The organism is Microbacterium shimangi (assembly GCF_043556445.1).
GTDB lineage: Bacteria > Actinomycetota > Actinomycetes > Actinomycetales > Microbacteriaceae > Microbacterium.
This window is the reverse complement of sequence record NZ_JBIGII010000004.1, coordinates 818,094-831,777: the sequence shown is the minus strand read 5'-3', so window position 1 is coordinate 831,777 and position 13,684 is coordinate 818,094. Positions and strand designations below refer to the sequence as shown.

Annotated in this window: 15 protein-coding genes; 7 read left to right on the top strand and 8 right to left on the bottom strand. The window is 69.3% G+C overall.

Annotation, left to right across the window (positions count from 1 at the left end; genetic code table 11):
* Positions 1–7: 7 nt before the first annotated feature.
* Entirely contained in the window at positions 8–1,252 is a 1,245-nt protein-coding gene (locus ACFXQA_RS10925; RefSeq protein WP_394519852.1) for a glucose-1-phosphate adenylyltransferase, read from the bottom strand.
* 76 nt (positions 1,253–1,328) lie between these two features.
* Here ACFXQA_RS10925 and glgA point away from each other — a divergent pair, with 76 nt between their 5' ends.
* The 3 genes from glgA to ACFXQA_RS10910 all read left to right on the top strand — a co-directional run bounded on the left by glgA (position 1,329) and on the right by ACFXQA_RS10910 (position 3,674).
* On the top strand, positions 1,329–2,516 hold the full coding sequence (gene glgA / locus ACFXQA_RS10920; RefSeq protein ID WP_394519851.1) for a glycogen synthase: 1,188 nt from the start codon (positions 1,329–1,331) through the stop codon (positions 2,514–2,516).
* A gap of 9 nt (positions 2,517–2,525) precedes the next feature.
* Positions 2,526–3,311, top strand: a complete 786-nt coding sequence (locus tag ACFXQA_RS10915; protein WP_394519850.1) for an ABC transporter ATP-binding protein — start codon at positions 2,526–2,528, stop codon at positions 3,309–3,311.
* A gap of 111 nt (positions 3,312–3,422) precedes the next feature.
* A complete protein-coding gene (locus ACFXQA_RS10910; RefSeq protein ID WP_394519849.1) occupies positions 3,423–3,674 on the top strand; it encodes a type B 50S ribosomal protein L31 in 252 nt (83 codons plus the stop codon).
* A 72-nt stretch (positions 3,675–3,746) separates the two neighbouring features.
* Here the strand turns inward: ACFXQA_RS10910 and ACFXQA_RS10905 are convergent, their stop codons facing one another.
* Both ACFXQA_RS10905 and ACFXQA_RS10900 read right to left on the bottom strand, forming a co-directional pair.
* Complete coding sequence (locus ACFXQA_RS10905; RefSeq protein ID WP_394519848.1) at positions 3,747–4,451, bottom strand: DUF6891 domain-containing protein; 705 nt, start codon at positions 4,449–4,451, stop codon at positions 3,747–3,749.
* 38 nt (positions 4,452–4,489) lie between these two features.
* Positions 4,490–5,227, bottom strand: coding sequence for an exonuclease domain-containing protein (locus ACFXQA_RS10900; protein WP_394519847.1), 738 nt, complete (start codon positions 5,225–5,227; stop codon positions 4,490–4,492).
* A gap of 64 nt (positions 5,228–5,291) precedes the next feature.
* Here ACFXQA_RS10900 and ACFXQA_RS10895 point away from each other — a divergent pair, with 64 nt between their 5' ends.
* A complete protein-coding gene (locus tag ACFXQA_RS10895) occupies positions 5,292–6,185 on the top strand; it encodes an alpha/beta fold hydrolase (RefSeq protein ID WP_394519846.1) in 894 nt (297 codons plus the stop codon).
* Here the strand turns inward: ACFXQA_RS10895 and ACFXQA_RS10890 are convergent.
* On the bottom strand, positions 6,145–6,708 hold the full coding sequence (locus tag ACFXQA_RS10890; RefSeq protein ID WP_394520228.1) for a CGNR zinc finger domain-containing protein: 564 nt from the start codon (positions 6,706–6,708) through the stop codon (positions 6,145–6,147). The genes ACFXQA_RS10895 and ACFXQA_RS10890 overlap by 41 nt on opposite strands.
* A gap of 73 nt (positions 6,709–6,781) precedes the next feature.
* Here ACFXQA_RS10890 and ACFXQA_RS10885 point away from each other — a divergent pair, with 73 nt between their 5' ends.
* Positions 6,782–7,768, top strand: coding sequence for an EamA family transporter (locus tag ACFXQA_RS10885; protein WP_394519845.1), 987 nt, complete (start codon positions 6,782–6,784; stop codon positions 7,766–7,768).
* Here ACFXQA_RS10885 and ACFXQA_RS10880 read toward each other — a convergent pair.
* From ACFXQA_RS10880 to ACFXQA_RS10870, 3 genes are read right to left on the bottom strand one after another with little or no spacing between them, the layout of a single operon-like run.
* Positions 7,740–8,213, bottom strand: coding sequence for an Lrp/AsnC family transcriptional regulator (locus ACFXQA_RS10880; RefSeq protein WP_394519844.1), 474 nt, complete (start codon positions 8,211–8,213; stop codon positions 7,740–7,742). The genes ACFXQA_RS10885 and ACFXQA_RS10880 overlap by 29 nt on opposite strands.
* A gap of 52 nt (positions 8,214–8,265) precedes the next feature.
* Positions 8,266–8,871 (bottom strand): histidine phosphatase family protein, encoded by a 606-nt coding sequence (locus ACFXQA_RS10875; protein ID WP_394519843.1) that lies wholly within the window; start codon positions 8,869–8,871, stop codon positions 8,266–8,268.
* A gap of 9 nt (positions 8,872–8,880) precedes the next feature.
* Positions 8,881–9,744 carry a Sir2 family NAD-dependent protein deacetylase gene (locus tag ACFXQA_RS10870; RefSeq protein ID WP_394519842.1) on the bottom strand — a complete coding sequence of 288 codons (864 nt, stop codon included), beginning with the start codon at positions 9,742–9,744 and terminating at the stop codon, positions 8,881–8,883.
* Positions 9,745–9,819: 75 nt separating this feature from the next.
* Between ACFXQA_RS10870 and ACFXQA_RS10865 the strand changes: the two genes are divergently transcribed.
* On the top strand, positions 9,820–10,626 hold the full coding sequence (locus ACFXQA_RS10865) for a TrmH family RNA methyltransferase (protein WP_394519841.1): 807 nt from the start codon (positions 9,820–9,822) through the stop codon (positions 10,624–10,626).
* A 161-nt stretch (positions 10,627–10,787) separates the two neighbouring features.
* Here ACFXQA_RS10865 and ACFXQA_RS10860 read toward each other — a convergent pair whose 3' ends face one another.
* Positions 10,788–11,669: an SGNH/GDSL hydrolase family protein gene (locus ACFXQA_RS10860; protein ID WP_394519840.1), complete on the bottom strand. Its 882-nt coding sequence runs from the start codon at positions 11,667–11,669 to the stop codon at positions 10,788–10,790.
* Positions 11,670–11,782: 113 nt separating this feature from the next.
* Here ACFXQA_RS10860 and ACFXQA_RS10855 point away from each other — a divergent pair, with 113 nt between their 5' ends.
* On the top strand, positions 11,783–13,642 hold the full coding sequence (locus tag ACFXQA_RS10855; RefSeq protein ID WP_394519839.1) for a DEAD/DEAH box helicase: 1,860 nt from the start codon (positions 11,783–11,785) through the stop codon (positions 13,640–13,642).
* Positions 13,643–13,684 lie beyond the last annotated feature (42 nt).

Genomic DNA, 13,684 nt, shown 5'->3' with positions numbered 1-13,684 from the left:
CGCGCCGTCAGGCTTCGACGCGGACGTTCTTCCCGACGATGGTGATGCCGCTGTCGGTGACCGTGAACCCGCGAGCGATGTCGTGCTCGCGGTCGACGCCGATCGTGGCGCCATCGGCGAGCGAGACGTTCTTGTCGAGAATGGCCCGGTGGATGCGGGCTCCTGCCCCGACGCGCACGTAGTCGAACAGCACCGAGTCGGTGATCGTCGAACCTCCGCCCGCGAGGGTCCACGGGCCGACGACGCTGCGTTCGAGGTGGGTTCCCGACAGCACGGAGCCGAGCGAGACGATCGAGTCGATGGCGTTGCCGATGCGTCCGACCGAGTCGCGGACGAACTTCGCGGGCGGAGAGTTCACCGTCTGCGAGAAGATCGGCCAGTCGGTGTTGTAGAGATTGAACACCGGCAGCGTCGAGATCAGGTCCATGTGGGCGTCGTAGAACGAATCGATCGTCCCCACGTCGCGCCAGTAGTCGCGGTCGCGGTCGGTCGACCCCGGCACGTCGTTGCGCTTGAAGTCGTAGACGTCGGCTTCGCCGCGGTTCACGAAGTACGGCACGATGTCGCCGCCCATGTCGTGGTTCGAGGTCGGCAGCTCGCCGTCGAACTCCACCGCTTCGATGAGTGCATCCACGTCGAAGATGTAGTTGCCCATCGACGCCAGCACCTCGTGGGGGGCGTCGGCCAGACCGGTCGGGTTCTGGGGCTTCTCGAGGAACTGGTTGATGCGCGTCGGGTTCGCCGGGTCGACGTCGATCACGCCGAACTGATCGGCGAGCCCGATGGGTTGGCGGATACCGGCCACCGTGGCGCGCGCGTCGGAGGCGATGTGGGCGTCGAGCATCTGACCGAAGTCCATGCGGTAGACGTGGTCGGCACCGATCACCGCGACGATGTCGGGCTTCTCGTCGAGGATGAGGTTCATGCTCTGAAGGATCGCGTCGGCCGATCCCGAGAACCACCGCTTGCCGAGCCGTTGCTGAGCCGGCACCGAGGCGACGTACGCACCGAGCATCGGCGACATGCGCCAGGTCTGCGAGATGTGGCGGTCGAGGCTGTGCGACTTGTACTGCGTCAGCACGACGAGCTGGCGCAGTCCCGAGTTCACGAGATTCGATATCGCGAAGTCGATCAGGCGGTATTGACCGCCGAACGGTACGGCGGGCTTGGCGCGATCGGCGGTGAGGGGCATGAGCCGCTTGCCCTCACCACCCGCGAGGATGATTCCGAAGACCTTCGGCGCTGCAGGCATGGCACCACCCTAGGCCCGCCGACGAGGGCGGGCCACACGCTTTCGGGCCCCTTGACAGCTGTACTAGCGTTCGAGCATGCGCGTGGACATCGTCACCAAGGAATACCCGCCCGAGATCTACGGCGGGGCGGGGGTGCACGTGACCGAGCTGGTGCGGGCGCTGCGGCGGTCGATCGAGGTCGAGGTGCGCGCGTTCGGTGCGCCCCGGGACGAGCCGCACACCACGTCTTACGCTCCGCCGGTCGAGTTGGCCACGGCGAACGCCGCCGTCCAGACGCTGGGCACCGACCTCGAGATCGTCGGAGACGTCGCCGGTGCCGACATCGTGCACAGCCACACCTGGTACGCCAACTTCGCCGGTCACCTGGCGTCGCTGCTCCACGGCATTCCGCACGTGGTGAGCGCGCACAGCCTCGAGCCGCTCCGCCCGTGGAAAGCCGAGCAGCTCGGCGGCGGCTACGCCGTCTCGAGCTTCATCGAGAAGACCGCCTACGAGGGAGCGGCAGCCATCATCGCCGTCAGCGACGGCATGCGCCGCGACATCCTCCGCAGCTACCCGGCCCTCGATCCGGCGAAGGTGCGCGTCATCTACAACGGCATCGACGTCGAGGCGTGGCATCCGGTCGATGACCCCGCCTTCCTCGCCGAGAACGGGATCGACCCCTCGCGCCCCTCGGTGGTCTTCGTCGGCCGCATCACGCGGCAGAAGGGTCTGCCGTACCTGCTGCGCGCTGCGGAGCAGTTGCCGCCCGAGGTGCAGTTGATCCTCTGCGCCGGCGCACCCGACACCCCTGAGATCCTCGCCGAGGTCGAGGCGCTCGTGCGTGGACTGCAGGCGACCCGCGAGGGAGTGGTGTGGATCGACCGCCACCTCTCGCGCCACGACCTTTGCGCCGTTCTGACAGCCGCGACGACGTTCGTGTGCCCCTCGGTCTACGAGCCGCTCGGCATCGTGAACCTCGAGGCCATGGCGTGCGGCGCCGCGGTCGTCGGAACGGCGACCGGCGGCATTCCCGAGGTGGTGGCCGACGGCATCACGGGGCGTCTCGTTCCGATCGAGCAGGCGCAGGACGGAACCGGCACACCGGTCGATCCCGACGCGTTCGTCGACGATCTCGCGCGGGTCCTCATCGAGGTCGTCAGCGACCGCGATCGTGCCGCGGAGTACGGCCGCGCGGGGCGTGCCCGGGCGGCGGACGAGTTCAGCTGGGAGAAGATCGCCGACACGACCGAGGAACTCTACCGGTCGCTTTCCGGCCGATAGGCTGGGGGTATGCCGCAAGTCTTGGAGTTCTCCGACGTCGTCGTTCGCCGGAACACCCGAGAGATCGTTTCGCACCTTGACTGGTCGGTCGAGGATGATCAGCGGTGGGTGGTCCTGGGGCCCAACGGAGCGGGCAAGACGACGCTCCTCCAGCTCGCCGATACGCTGCTGCACCCCTCGTCGGGCACGGTCACGATCCTCGGTGAGCAGCTCGGCCGCACCGATGTCTTCGAGTTGCGTCCGCGTATCGGGTTCGCCTCGTCGGCCATGGCGCGGCGCATCCCCCCCGAAGAGACCGTGTTGAACGTTGTTCTGACGGCGGCGTTCTCGGTGCTCGGGCGCTGGCGCGAGAACTACGAAGACATAGACGAGCGTCGCGCCCTGCGCGTGCTGGCCGAGTGGAAGCTTGACCACCTGGCCGACCGCACGTTCGGCACGCTCTCCGACGGCGAGCAGAAGCGCGTGCAGATCGCTCGGGCGGTCATGACCGACCCCGAGCTGCTGCTCCTCGACGAGCCCACCGCGAGCCTCGACCTCGGCGCGCGCGAAGAGCTGCTCACGCTGCTGTCGGGCTACGCTCAGGCGCCGACCACGCCCGCGATGGTGATGGTGACGCACCACGTCGAAGAGATCCCGATCGGGTTCACCCACGTTCTCCTCCTGCGCGACGGAGCCATCACCGCCGCCGGCCCGATTCCCGAAGCGCTCACCTCGGCGAACCTCGAGGCGACCTTCGGGGTGCCGATCGTCCTCACCGAGGACTCCGGTCGCTACGCCGCACGCGCCGCGTCCTGAGCGCGTTTCCCCGCCGGCCCGAGGGCTGGTAGACTAGGTCGCTGGTGCATCTGCGCCGCAGACTTTGACGGCCCTGGCCAAATCCAGGGCACCTCATCTCAAAGGATCCCCATGAAGACTGACATCCACCCGGACTACCGTGCCGTCGTGTTCCGCGACCTCGGCTCCGGCGAGACCTTCCTCACCCGTTCGACGGTGACCAGCGACAAGACGATCGAGCTCGACGGTGTCGAGTACCCGGTCATCGACGTCGAGATCTCGTCTGCGTCGCACCCGTTCTACACGGGCAAGCAGCGCATCATGGACTCGGCCGGTCGCGTCGAGAAGTTCAACCAGCGCTTCAAGGGTTTCGGCAAGAGCTGAGCCGCACACTCTCGAGAAGGCCCCGCTTCGGCGGGGCCTTCGTCGTTCCCCGTGCGGTCGGCGGGCGGGCCTTCAGGGGAGTGGACGTCGCCACTCGGGCACCGAGACGCTGACGACGTCCTGGGCCGTGCCGTTCCACTCGACGCTCAGCCCGGGGGCCTCTCGCATGGCGGACGCGATGAGGTTCCCCGCGGTGATCTCCGCATCGTCGACGGTCTGGAGCCAGAAGGTGCGCGCCGCCGCATCGCCACGCGACGCGCGGTCGTTCAGCTCGGGGGTGAGGACGCCCGCGAGTGCGCTGTCGAGGTAGGAGAAGCTGAGGTCGATCCGTCCGGCTCGGGCGACTTTCAGGAGGTCGTCGAGGCCGGCGACCGCGAAGGATCGGTCGCCCTCGGCATGCTCGCCCTCGACGCGCTGCAGGCCGGTGTCCCGACAGCAGTCGATGCCGACACGCACCGCGACGCCGTCTGCGCGGAGGCGATCGAGCGCCTCGCCGAACGCGACCTCGCTGCCCGGCCCGGCCGCCGTCTCAGCTCGCCGCGCGATTGCGACCTCGACGAGAACGCGGTCGGCCGAATCGGCGTCGAGGCCCACGCCGGCGGCGTAGGCGTGCACGACCGGCCGCGCCTGCTCCTCGGAGACGTATCCGGCGAAGAGAAGATCCCGCGCATACGTGCGCGTGAAGAACGCCGCGGCTTCGGCATTCTCTGGGGCGCGCAGGCGCTGCGGGAGGAGACAAGAGCGCCAGTGTTCGGTGGCCAGTGCGTCTGTGCTCATTCGGCGATGCTGCTCTCTGACGGGGACAGGCGATCGTCTCAGCGTATGGGCCAGGCGCCCTCCAGCGCGTCGTCGGGGTCGATGCGACCGATGCTCACGAAGTAGTCGGCGAGGCTTGCGGCCTGCGCGCGCGCCCACCCGATCTGACGGGTGTGCAGTTCATCGAGGGTGGGTGGCAGCGAGGCGGCGAACCTCTCGGCGATGGCCTGGGCGACGCGTCCCGCGGCGACGGCGTCGGCAGACGCCTCGTGCGCAGCATCCAATCGCACCGCGTAATGCCGGGTGACATCGGAGAGCGTCCTCTTGCCACGCCGCCAACGGTCGTAGGCCTTGTCGACGACGAGCGGGTCGATGACGGGCGACGGGTGCTCGATCGGCGCGATCGAGTGCCGCAACGACTCGTGCTTCAGCAGGGAGAAGTCGAACGGGGCGTTGTACGCCACCACGGGGATACCGGCGGCGAACAGTCCGCGCAGCGCCTCGACGACTTCGCCGATCACCGCCCTGGCGGGCCGCCCCACCGCACGGGCATGCTCCGTCGTGATTCCGTGGATCGCTGCCGCGCCCCCGGGGATGTCGACCGCGGGATCGGCCAGCCAATCGCGGGCCGTCAAGACGCCGCCGTCCTGATCGAGCAACCCGACGTGCGCCGTGACGATCCGGTCTCCGGCGACGTCGAGGCCGGTTGTCTCGAGATCGAACACCCCTATGACCCGTGCCCACTCCGGAAGATCCGAGGGCGGTGTCAGAAAGCGGGGGAGCGGGTCGGGGTGCATGCGTCAGACGGTAGGTGCGGCGTCCGACATCGGGCTCGACGTGCGGCGCTCGTAGACTCGACGGGTGCCCAATCCCTACGCCGCGCTCCTCGATCGCGTACCCCCGCGTCGGCGAGAGGCCGAGACCCTTGGCGTCGGAACGGCGTACTGGGAGTACGGCGACCCGGCCTCTCCGACGACGATCGTCGCGGTGCACGGCTTTCGCGGCGAGCACCACGGCCTCGAGCCCGTCGTCGCCCACCTCGACGGCATCCGCGTCCTCTCGCCCGATCTTCCGGGATTCGGCGAGACGCCGGCCGTTCCCGGGCGTCGGCATGATCTCGAGCTCTACGTCGAGTGGCTGACCGCGTTCGTCGCCGGCACCGCGCCGGGGGCGGTCGTCCTGGGGCACTCCTTCGGATCGATCGTGGCGGCCGCGGCCGTCGCAGGCGGTCTGCACACCCCCTCGCTGGTGCTGGTCAACCCGATCGGCGCTCCCGCCCTCGAGGGGCCCCGCGGCATCCTGACCCGTCTCGCCGTGTTCTACTACTGGGCGGGCGCACGGCTTCCCGCCCCGATCGGCGATGCGTTGCTGCGCAATCGCGCCGTGGTGCGGGGGATGAGCATCGCGATGGTCAAGACGCACGACCCCGAGCTCCGGAGGTTCGTGCACGAACAGCACGACGCGTACTTCTCCCGCTTCGCCGACCGCGACGTGTTGCGCGACGCCTTCGTCACCTCGGTCTCGAACGACGTCAGGGCGTTCGCGCCGCGCATCACCGTTCCGACGCTCCTCGTGGCGGCCCAGAAAGACGACATCACCCCGATCGAGGCGGAGCGCACGCTCGCAAAGCTGTTCCCCCGCGCCGAGCTCGTCGAGATCGAGGATGTCGGCCACCTCATCCACTACGAGACGCCCGCGGTCGCCGCGGCGGCGATCAGTCGCTTTCTTCGGCCTTCCGACGCCGGTACGCGTTGACGTTCATGCGGTTGCCGCAGTTGCCCGTATCGCAGTAACGCTTCGACTTGTTGCGCGAGTAGTCGATGAAGACCGACTCGCAGTCATCGGCCGAGCACACCTGCACGCGGTCGTACTCGTCGGCACGGATGACATCGACGAAGGCCATGGCGGTCTCGACGAGGATGCGGGTGGCGAGCGGCACCTCGTCATCGGTGGCGTGGATGTGCCACTGCTCGAACCCGTCGTGGGCGACGAGCTGGGGGAGGGCGTGCCCGTCGCGCAGCATGGCGTTCACGAGCGGCACGGAGCCGTCTCGCTCCACGGTCCAGAACGCGCGAAGACGAGGGCGGATGCTGCGGAGCGACGCGAGCTCATCGGCATCGCGCTGAAGGCGCCCGGTGTAGGGGCGTTCGTCGAGGAAGCGGTGGAGGTCGGCCAGTTCGACGAGCCCGTCGACACCCTCCGACGACGTCTCGGGTGAGGTGTTCACCAGATCGACCGCTGCTTCGAGCGCGAGCTGGGTGTCATGAATGAACACCATGTTGACTCCTGACATCGGGGGAGGCTAGTGTCACCATCGTACCTACTCGACACTCCTGACAGTCGGATTCGCCATGACCGCTTCGCTCACGTCCCCCCGTCCGACGGTCCGCACCCCTGGCGCGGGCGGTCTCGTCTTCGGCCTCATCTCTGCCGTCGCCTTCGCCTCGAGCGGGGCCGTCATGAAGCCGCTCATGGAGGCGGGGTGGTCGCTGGGGGCCGCGCTGCTCGTGAGAATCTCGGGCGCGGCGCTCGTGCTGGCGTATCCGTTCGTCCGCGCGGTGATGCGCGAGCCCGGGTTCCTCCGGCGTCACTGGCCCCTGATCGTGGGCTTCGGGCTCACCGGCATCGCGGGGTGCCAGCTCTTCTACTTCGCAGCCATCCAGCGGATCCCGGTGGGCGTCGCGCTGCTGATCGAGTATCTGGCGCCCGTTCTGCTCGTCGGGCTCGCCTGGGCGCGGACGCGCCGCGCCCCGTCTGCCGTGGTGGCGCTCGGTTCTGTCGCGGCGGTCGCGGGTCTGATCCTCATGGTCGACGTGACGGGTGCGAGCTTCGACCTGCTCGGCACGCTCTTCGCGCTCTGCGCGGCGATCTGCCTGGGCGCCTATTTCCTCATCGCCGAGCGGACGGGCGATTCGGTTCCACCGCTGGCCCTGGCCGGGGGAGGGCTCATCACCGGTGCACTCCTCATGGCGCTCCTTTGCGCGGTGGGCGTGCTCCCCTTCGCCGCCCCGCCGGTCGATGTCGTGCTCGCCGGTGCCACCGTCCCGTGGTTCGTCCCCGTCGTGTGGGTCGTGCTGATTGCGACCGTCTGCGGCTACGCCTTCGGCGTCATCGCCACCTCGAAGATCGGGGCGCGTCTGGCCTCGTTCGTCGGCCTCACCGAAGCGCTGTTCGCGGTTGCCATCGCGTGGATCCTCATCGGCGAGGCGCCGTCGCTGATCCAGGCACTGGGCGGTGCACTGATCCTGGCGGGGGTGGTTCTCGTGCGACTCGACCGTCGGGGCGCGGGCGTTCCCCGGGGTGAAGCGGCTATCGTGCCGGTCGTGCCAGCGCCATGAGCGGCATCACGCGATAGCCGATGACCTCGCCCATCGCCAGCGACGTCTCGGTGCGCTCGACGCCGTCGATCGCGAGGATGCGGGCGTCGGTGTCGAAGAGGTGCTGCGCATCGCGACACGCCACGCGCACCAGCAGGTCGACCTGACCGCTCAGCCCGTGCGCCTGCACGACTTCGGGAACGAGGGCGAGCGCCTCTTTGATGCGCGGCAGTTCGGCCTGGCGCACCATCACGTTGATGAACGCCTGGATCGGGAACCCGAGAGCCTCGGGGGAGAAGACACGTTGGAACGACAGGAAGACACCAGTGCGCTCGAGCCGGCTCATGCGCGTCTGCACGGTGTTGCGCGAGAGCCCGAGGCGGTCGGCCAGTGCGACGACGGTCGCGCGCGGGTCGTCCGTGAGTGCACGGAGAAGATCGAGGTCGACGGAGTCGAGAGCGGTCATGAGCCGAAACGCTAGCAGGCGAGCGGGGCGTCGCCCCGCAGCGGGTGACGCCTCAGGGGGTCGCCGCGACGTATGACAGAAGCTGCAGGCGATCGCGCTCCATCAGGAACGTATGTGCCGAACCGTTCGCGAGTCGTTCGCCCGGGATGGGGAGTTCGCCGCCCGTCGCGTGGCGGATGACCTCGCGGATCAACCCGCCGTGGGCGACGACGACGAGCGCCGGGGCGAAGGGCGCGGTCGACCGCCGCGCGTCCCGGACGACGCGTCGCAACGCGCTCAGGGCGCGGTCGCGCAGTTCGTCCCACGTCTCGGCACCCGGAACCTCGGCGTTGTGCCAGTCGCCCCACTGCGCGCGGAAATCGACCACGCGCATGCCCTCGGCCTCGCCGTAGGCGCGCTCGCGAAGGCCCGGGTAGCGGCGGGGCTCGGCGGCACCGAGCGCACGGGCGATGATGTCGGCGGTCTCGGCCGCCCGCTGCAGATCGCTCGACGCGACGACGGTCGCCGCATCCGCATCGATCGTCTCGCGGAGCGCGAGCCCGGTGTCACGGGCCTGAAGTCGACCGGTGTCGTTGAGGGGGATGTCGGTCGAGCCCTGGATGCGCCCGTCGCGGTTCCAGTCGGTTTCGCCGTGGCGCACGAGGGTCAGGATCGTCACTGCACGAGCCTACCGAGCGGGCGGCGCAGGAATCGCCAGCAGCTCGGCGAGCGCTGTCAGCACTTCGCTCGCGCCGCCGTCGATCTTCACCGTGGCACGCGCGTCGACCTTCGTCTCGCCACGGTTCACGATGACCACCGGAAGCCGGCGACGACGCGCTCGCTCGACCAGTCGGATGCCGGAATTGACGACGAGCGATGAGCCGGCGACGACCAATGCGTCGCTCTGTGCCAGCAGCTGTTCGGCTTCGCGGAACTTGCCCGCCGGAATGTACTCGCCGAAGAACACCACGTCGGGCTTCAGGACGCCGGCGCAGACGCTGCAGACGGGAACCCGAAAGCCCTCGACGCTCTCGGGACGCACATCTCCGTCGGGGCCGAGGAGCACGTCGTCGTCGACCGAGAGCCACGGGTTCTCGACCTCGACCCGCTTCGCCAGGTCGCGCCGGTCGAAGACCTGGCCGCACTGCAGGCAGAACACGCGCCGCATGGTTCCGTGCAGTTCGACCACTCGTCGGCTGCCGGCGCGCAGGTGCAGACCGTCGACGTTCTGGGTGATCACGCCCGAGGCGACGCCGTCGTCTTCGAGTTTCGCCAGGGCGCGGTGACCGGCGTTCGGCGCCGCCGCGGCGAAGGTGCGCCACCCCAGGTGGCTCCCGAGCCAGTAGCGCCGACGCGCGTCTTCGCTCGAGAGGAAGTGCTGCACGGTCATCGGCGTGCGCGTCGGAGCGCCCTTGCCGCGGTAGTCGGGAATGCCCGAGTCCGTCGACACTCCGGCCCCGGTGAGGACGGCGACCGTGCGCCCGGACAGCGCGTGCACGGCGGCGTCGATCGCCGCGCGCGTCGGCTCGTCCAGCTCGGTCATCGCCGTCATCCGCACACCTCCTCCACCCCCTCGAGTTTAGGCGGCGTCGGCTGCGGCACGGTCGGTGGCAGAGTGGGAGCAATCATGCCCCTCATTCCCCTGGACGATCCCCTCGATCCGCGCCTGTCGGACTACCGGCACTTGACCGACGTGGCGCTCCGCCGCATCTCCGAGCCCAAGGGCGGGCTGTACATCGCCGAGTCGGCGAAGGTGCTCGCTCGGGCGCTCCGCGCCGGGCACGTGCCCCGGTCGGTTCTCGTGCAGGAGAAGTGGGTCGCCGAGACCGCCACCCTGGTCGACGCCGACAACGTCGACATCTTCGTGGTGTCGGCCGACGTCGCCGAGGGAGTCACGGGCTACGCGGTTCATCGCGGGGTCTTGGCGGCCATGCACCGACCGCCCGAGCGCCCGGTCGCCGAGGTTGTGCGGGACGCCCGTCTCGTCGTGGTGCTCGAAGACATCGTCGATCACACGAACGTCGGCGCCGTGTTCCGCAGCGTCGCCGCCCTCGGCGCCGACGCGGTGCTGGTGTCGGCCCGTTGCGCCGATCCGCTCTACCGCCGTAGCGTCCGGGTCAGCATGGGCACGGTGTTCCAGGTGCCCTGGACCCGGCTTCCCGAGGGCCCCGCCGCCGCACGGGCGCTGCACGACGCCGGGTTCCACATCGCGGCCCTCGCCCTCGCCGACGATGCGGTCTCGCTCGACGACTTCGCCGCCGACCCGCCCGAGCGGGTCGCCCTGATGCTGGGCGCCGAGGGCGACGGCTTGAGCCGCCGCGCCCTGGCCGGCGCCGACACCGTCGTCACCATCCCCATGGGCGGGGGAGTGGACTCGCTCAACGTTGCGGCGGCCTCGGCGGTCGCGATCTGGGCCCTCCGCCGGCCCGCCTGACGCGCACCTTCGGAGGAGAATTCAGCTTCGGAGGGGCGGATGCTGCGGGGTGGCCCTCCGAAACGGCGATCTCCTCCGAAACGGGGACATCCTCCGAAACGGGGACATCCTCCGAAACGGCGATCTCCTCCGAACGGGCGGACCGATCGAGGCGCCTCGCGCTAGAGGTCGCCGGACGGGTCGGGTTCGAGCGACCGGCGGTCGGCAGCATCCGCGTCCGGAGACAGGAAGACGACCGGCGTCGCACCGGGACGCTTTGCCGAGATGAGGTCACCCGACGACTGGTGACGCAGGCGCCGCAGCACCCACGGCATCAGGTGTGCACGCGCCCAGACGAGGTCTTTCTCTCGCGCCTGCCGCCACGTGGTGACGCGCAACGGATCGGGCTGCATCGGCCGGAGGTCGTTCGGCACGTTCAACGCTCGCAGCACCATGCGGGCCACCTCGTGGTGTCCCAACGGGTTCATGTGCAGTCGGTCGCCGTCGAAGAACCGCATGTCCTGAATCTCTTTCAGGCCCCACTGATCGGCGACGACGCAGTCGTACCGGTCGGCGATCGCGCGAAGATTCTCGTTGAAGATCGCGACCTTGCCGCGGAGGTTCCGGAACACCGGGGTGAAGTTCGTGTCGATGCCGGTGAAGACGACGATGGTCGCGCCGCTGACCGAGAGTCGGACGATGGCGTCTTCGAACTGCTGGGCAACCGCGTCGGGGTCTGTGCCCGGACGGATGACGTCGTTGCCGCCGGCCGAGATCGTGATCAGGTCGGGCTTGAGGGCCAGCGCGGGTTCGATCTGGTCGGCGACGATCTGCGCGATGAGCTTGCCGCGGACGGCGAGGTTCGCGTACGCGAAATCGTCGACCTGCGACGCCAGCACCTCGGCGACGCGGTCGGCCCAGCCTCGGTGCTCGTCGGCCGTTCCCGGCACCGGGTCGCCGATCCCCTCGGTGAAGGAGTCTCCGAGGGCGACGTAACGGCGCCACGGATGGGGTCCGGGGTTGTCGACGTGCAGCGTGTCGCTCACGGTCTCGGGCTCGGTCATCAGCGCTACCTCCGCCTCCAGGTTAGCGGGGGAGTCGGGGCCGCCCCCGGAGGCCGATGTCGGTGCGACGACCTATCGTTGATGTTTGCGCCGGACGCATGGAAAGGAGGAACGTGGAAGACGACACCCTCACGAACCTCCCCGAAACGGGTGAGGACGACGCGCATTTCGGCAGCTTCGCCGCCGAGCATCTGTCGCCGACCTATCCGCAGCGGGCTCCCTGGGGCACCGCGCAGCGCCTTCGCGCGTGGCAGGCCGAAGCGCTCGACATCTATTTCGGCGCCGACGGCCCCGACGGGGTCGGCAAGGGCCCGCGCGACTTCCTCGCCGCGGCGACGCCGGGGGCCGGCAAGACCACCTTCGCCCTGCGGCTCGCGAGCGAACTGCTGCGTCGCAACGTGATCGACCGCATCGTCGTCGTCGCCCCGACAGAGCACCTGAAGACCCAGTGGGCGGATGCGGCGGCGCGCGCCTCGATCCGACTCGACCCGTTCTTCAGCAACCGGCACTCCGTCCCATCGCGGCAATACCACGGTGTCGCGGTCACCTACGCGCAGGTGGCGACGAAAGCATCCGTCCACCACGACCTGATCATGAACGCCCGCACCCTCGTGATCCTCGACGAGGTGCACCACGGCGGCGATGCGCTGAGCTGGGGCGACGCCCTGCGCGAGGCCTACGGGCGGGCGACCCGGCGGCTGCTGCTGTCAGGAACCCCGTTCCGGAGCGACACCGCGCCCATTCCGTTCGTGGAGTATCACCCCGATGCGAACGGCATCCGTCTCTCGCGGAGCGACTACAGCTACGGCTACAAGCGGGCCCTCGAAGACGGAGTGGTGCGACCCGTTCTCTTCCTCGTCTATGCCGGCTCCATGCGTTGGCGCACGAAGGCCGGCGAAGAGATGGAAGCCCAACTCGGGCAGGACAACACCAAAGACATCACCTCGCAGGCCTGGCGCACGGCGCTCGACCCGAACGGTGAATGGATCCCGGCGGTGCTGCGCTCGGCAGACCGACGCCTCACCGAGGTACGCGAGCAGGTACCCGACGCGGGAGGCCTGGTCATCGCGACCGATCAGACCGCGGCGCGGGCGTACGCCGCGATCCTCGAGGGGCTGACGGGGGAGGCGCCGACGGTCGTGCTGTCCGACGAGGCAGAGGCGTCGTCGCGCATCGAGCGGTTCTCGGGCGACGACAGTCGCTGGATGGTGGCCGTGCGCATGGTCTCGGAGGGGGTCGACGTACCGCGGCTGGCGGTCGGCGTCTACGCCACGTCGGCATCGACCCCGCTGTTCTTCGCGCAGGCCATCGGGCGATTCGTGCGTGCACGTCGCCGCGGCGAGACGGCCAGCGTCTTCCTCCCGCACGTTCCGAACCTCCTCGCGCTCGCGGGCGAGATGGAACGCCAGCGCGACCATGCGCTCGACCGCGAGAGCGACGGCGACGACTGGAACGCCGAAGAAGACATGATGAACGCCGCCGAGCGCGAGGAGAAAGCATCCGACGCGCTCGAGCAGGAGTTCGAGTTCCAGGCCATGGGGTCGCTCGCCCACTTCGATCGGGTGCTCTTCGACGGCAAGGAGTTCGGCCAGCTGGCCGTGCCCGGCACCCTCGAGGAAGAGGAGTTCTTGGGGCTTCCCGGCCTCCTCGACCCGGAGCAGGTGCACGAGCAGCTCATGGCCCGGCAGGCGAAGCAGGGCAAGCACCGCACCGCGCGCGAGGCGAACGAGCGCGAGAACACCCCTGCCGAGGGGGCGGAGCACGCACCGCCGGCGGCGCTGCACCGCACCCTCAAAGAGCAGCGGCAGTTGCTGAACAGCCTCGTCGGCCTGTACGCGCGCCAGCGCAACGAAGCCCATGGCCTCGTGCACGCCGAACTCCGCCGCATCTGCGGCGGGCCCGCGGTATCGCACGCCACGGTCGCGCAGTTGCAGGCCCGCATCGAGGTGCTGCGCAAGCGCGTGCACTCCTGAGGCGCCGGTCGGTTCGGAGCGCCGAAATGCTGGCAATCCCGG

Excerpts from the sequence above, each read along its gene's own strand:
- ACFXQA_RS10905 (WP_394519848.1), bottom strand. The coding sequence starts at position 4,451 with ATGAGCACAGACGCACTGGCCACCGAACACTGGCGCTCTTGTCTCCTC.
- ACFXQA_RS10885 (WP_394519845.1), top strand. The coding sequence starts at position 6,782 with ATGACCGCTTCGCTCACGTCCCCCCGTCCGACGGTCCGCACCCCTGGC.
- ACFXQA_RS10910 (WP_394519849.1), top strand. The coding sequence starts at position 3,423 with ATGAAGACTGACATCCACCCGGACTACCGTGCCGTCGTGTTCCGCGAC.
- ACFXQA_RS10900 (WP_394519847.1), bottom strand. The coding sequence starts at position 5,227 with ATGCACCCCGACCCGCTCCCCCGCTTTCTGACACCGCCCTCGGATCTT.
- ACFXQA_RS10915 (WP_394519850.1), top strand. The coding sequence starts at position 2,526 with ATGCCGCAAGTCTTGGAGTTCTCCGACGTCGTCGTTCGCCGGAACACC.
- ACFXQA_RS10890 (WP_394520228.1), bottom strand. The coding sequence starts at position 6,708 with ATGGTGTTCATTCATGACACCCAGCTCGCGCTCGAAGCAGCGGTCGAT.
- ACFXQA_RS10870 (WP_394519842.1), bottom strand. The coding sequence starts at position 9,744 with ATGACGGCGATGACCGAGCTGGACGAGCCGACGCGCGCGGCGATCGAC.
- ACFXQA_RS10860 (WP_394519840.1), bottom strand. The coding sequence starts at position 11,669 with ATGACCGAGCCCGAGACCGTGAGCGACACGCTGCACGTCGACAACCCC.
- ACFXQA_RS10925 (WP_394519852.1), bottom strand. The coding sequence starts at position 1,252 with ATGCCTGCAGCGCCGAAGGTCTTCGGAATCATCCTCGCGGGTGGTGAG.
- glgA (WP_394519851.1), top strand. The coding sequence starts at position 1,329 with ATGCGCGTGGACATCGTCACCAAGGAATACCCGCCCGAGATCTACGGC.
- ACFXQA_RS10880 (WP_394519844.1), bottom strand. The coding sequence starts at position 8,213 with ATGACCGCTCTCGACTCCGTCGACCTCGATCTTCTCCGTGCACTCACG.
- ACFXQA_RS10865 (WP_394519841.1), top strand. The coding sequence starts at position 9,820 with ATGCCCCTCATTCCCCTGGACGATCCCCTCGATCCGCGCCTGTCGGAC.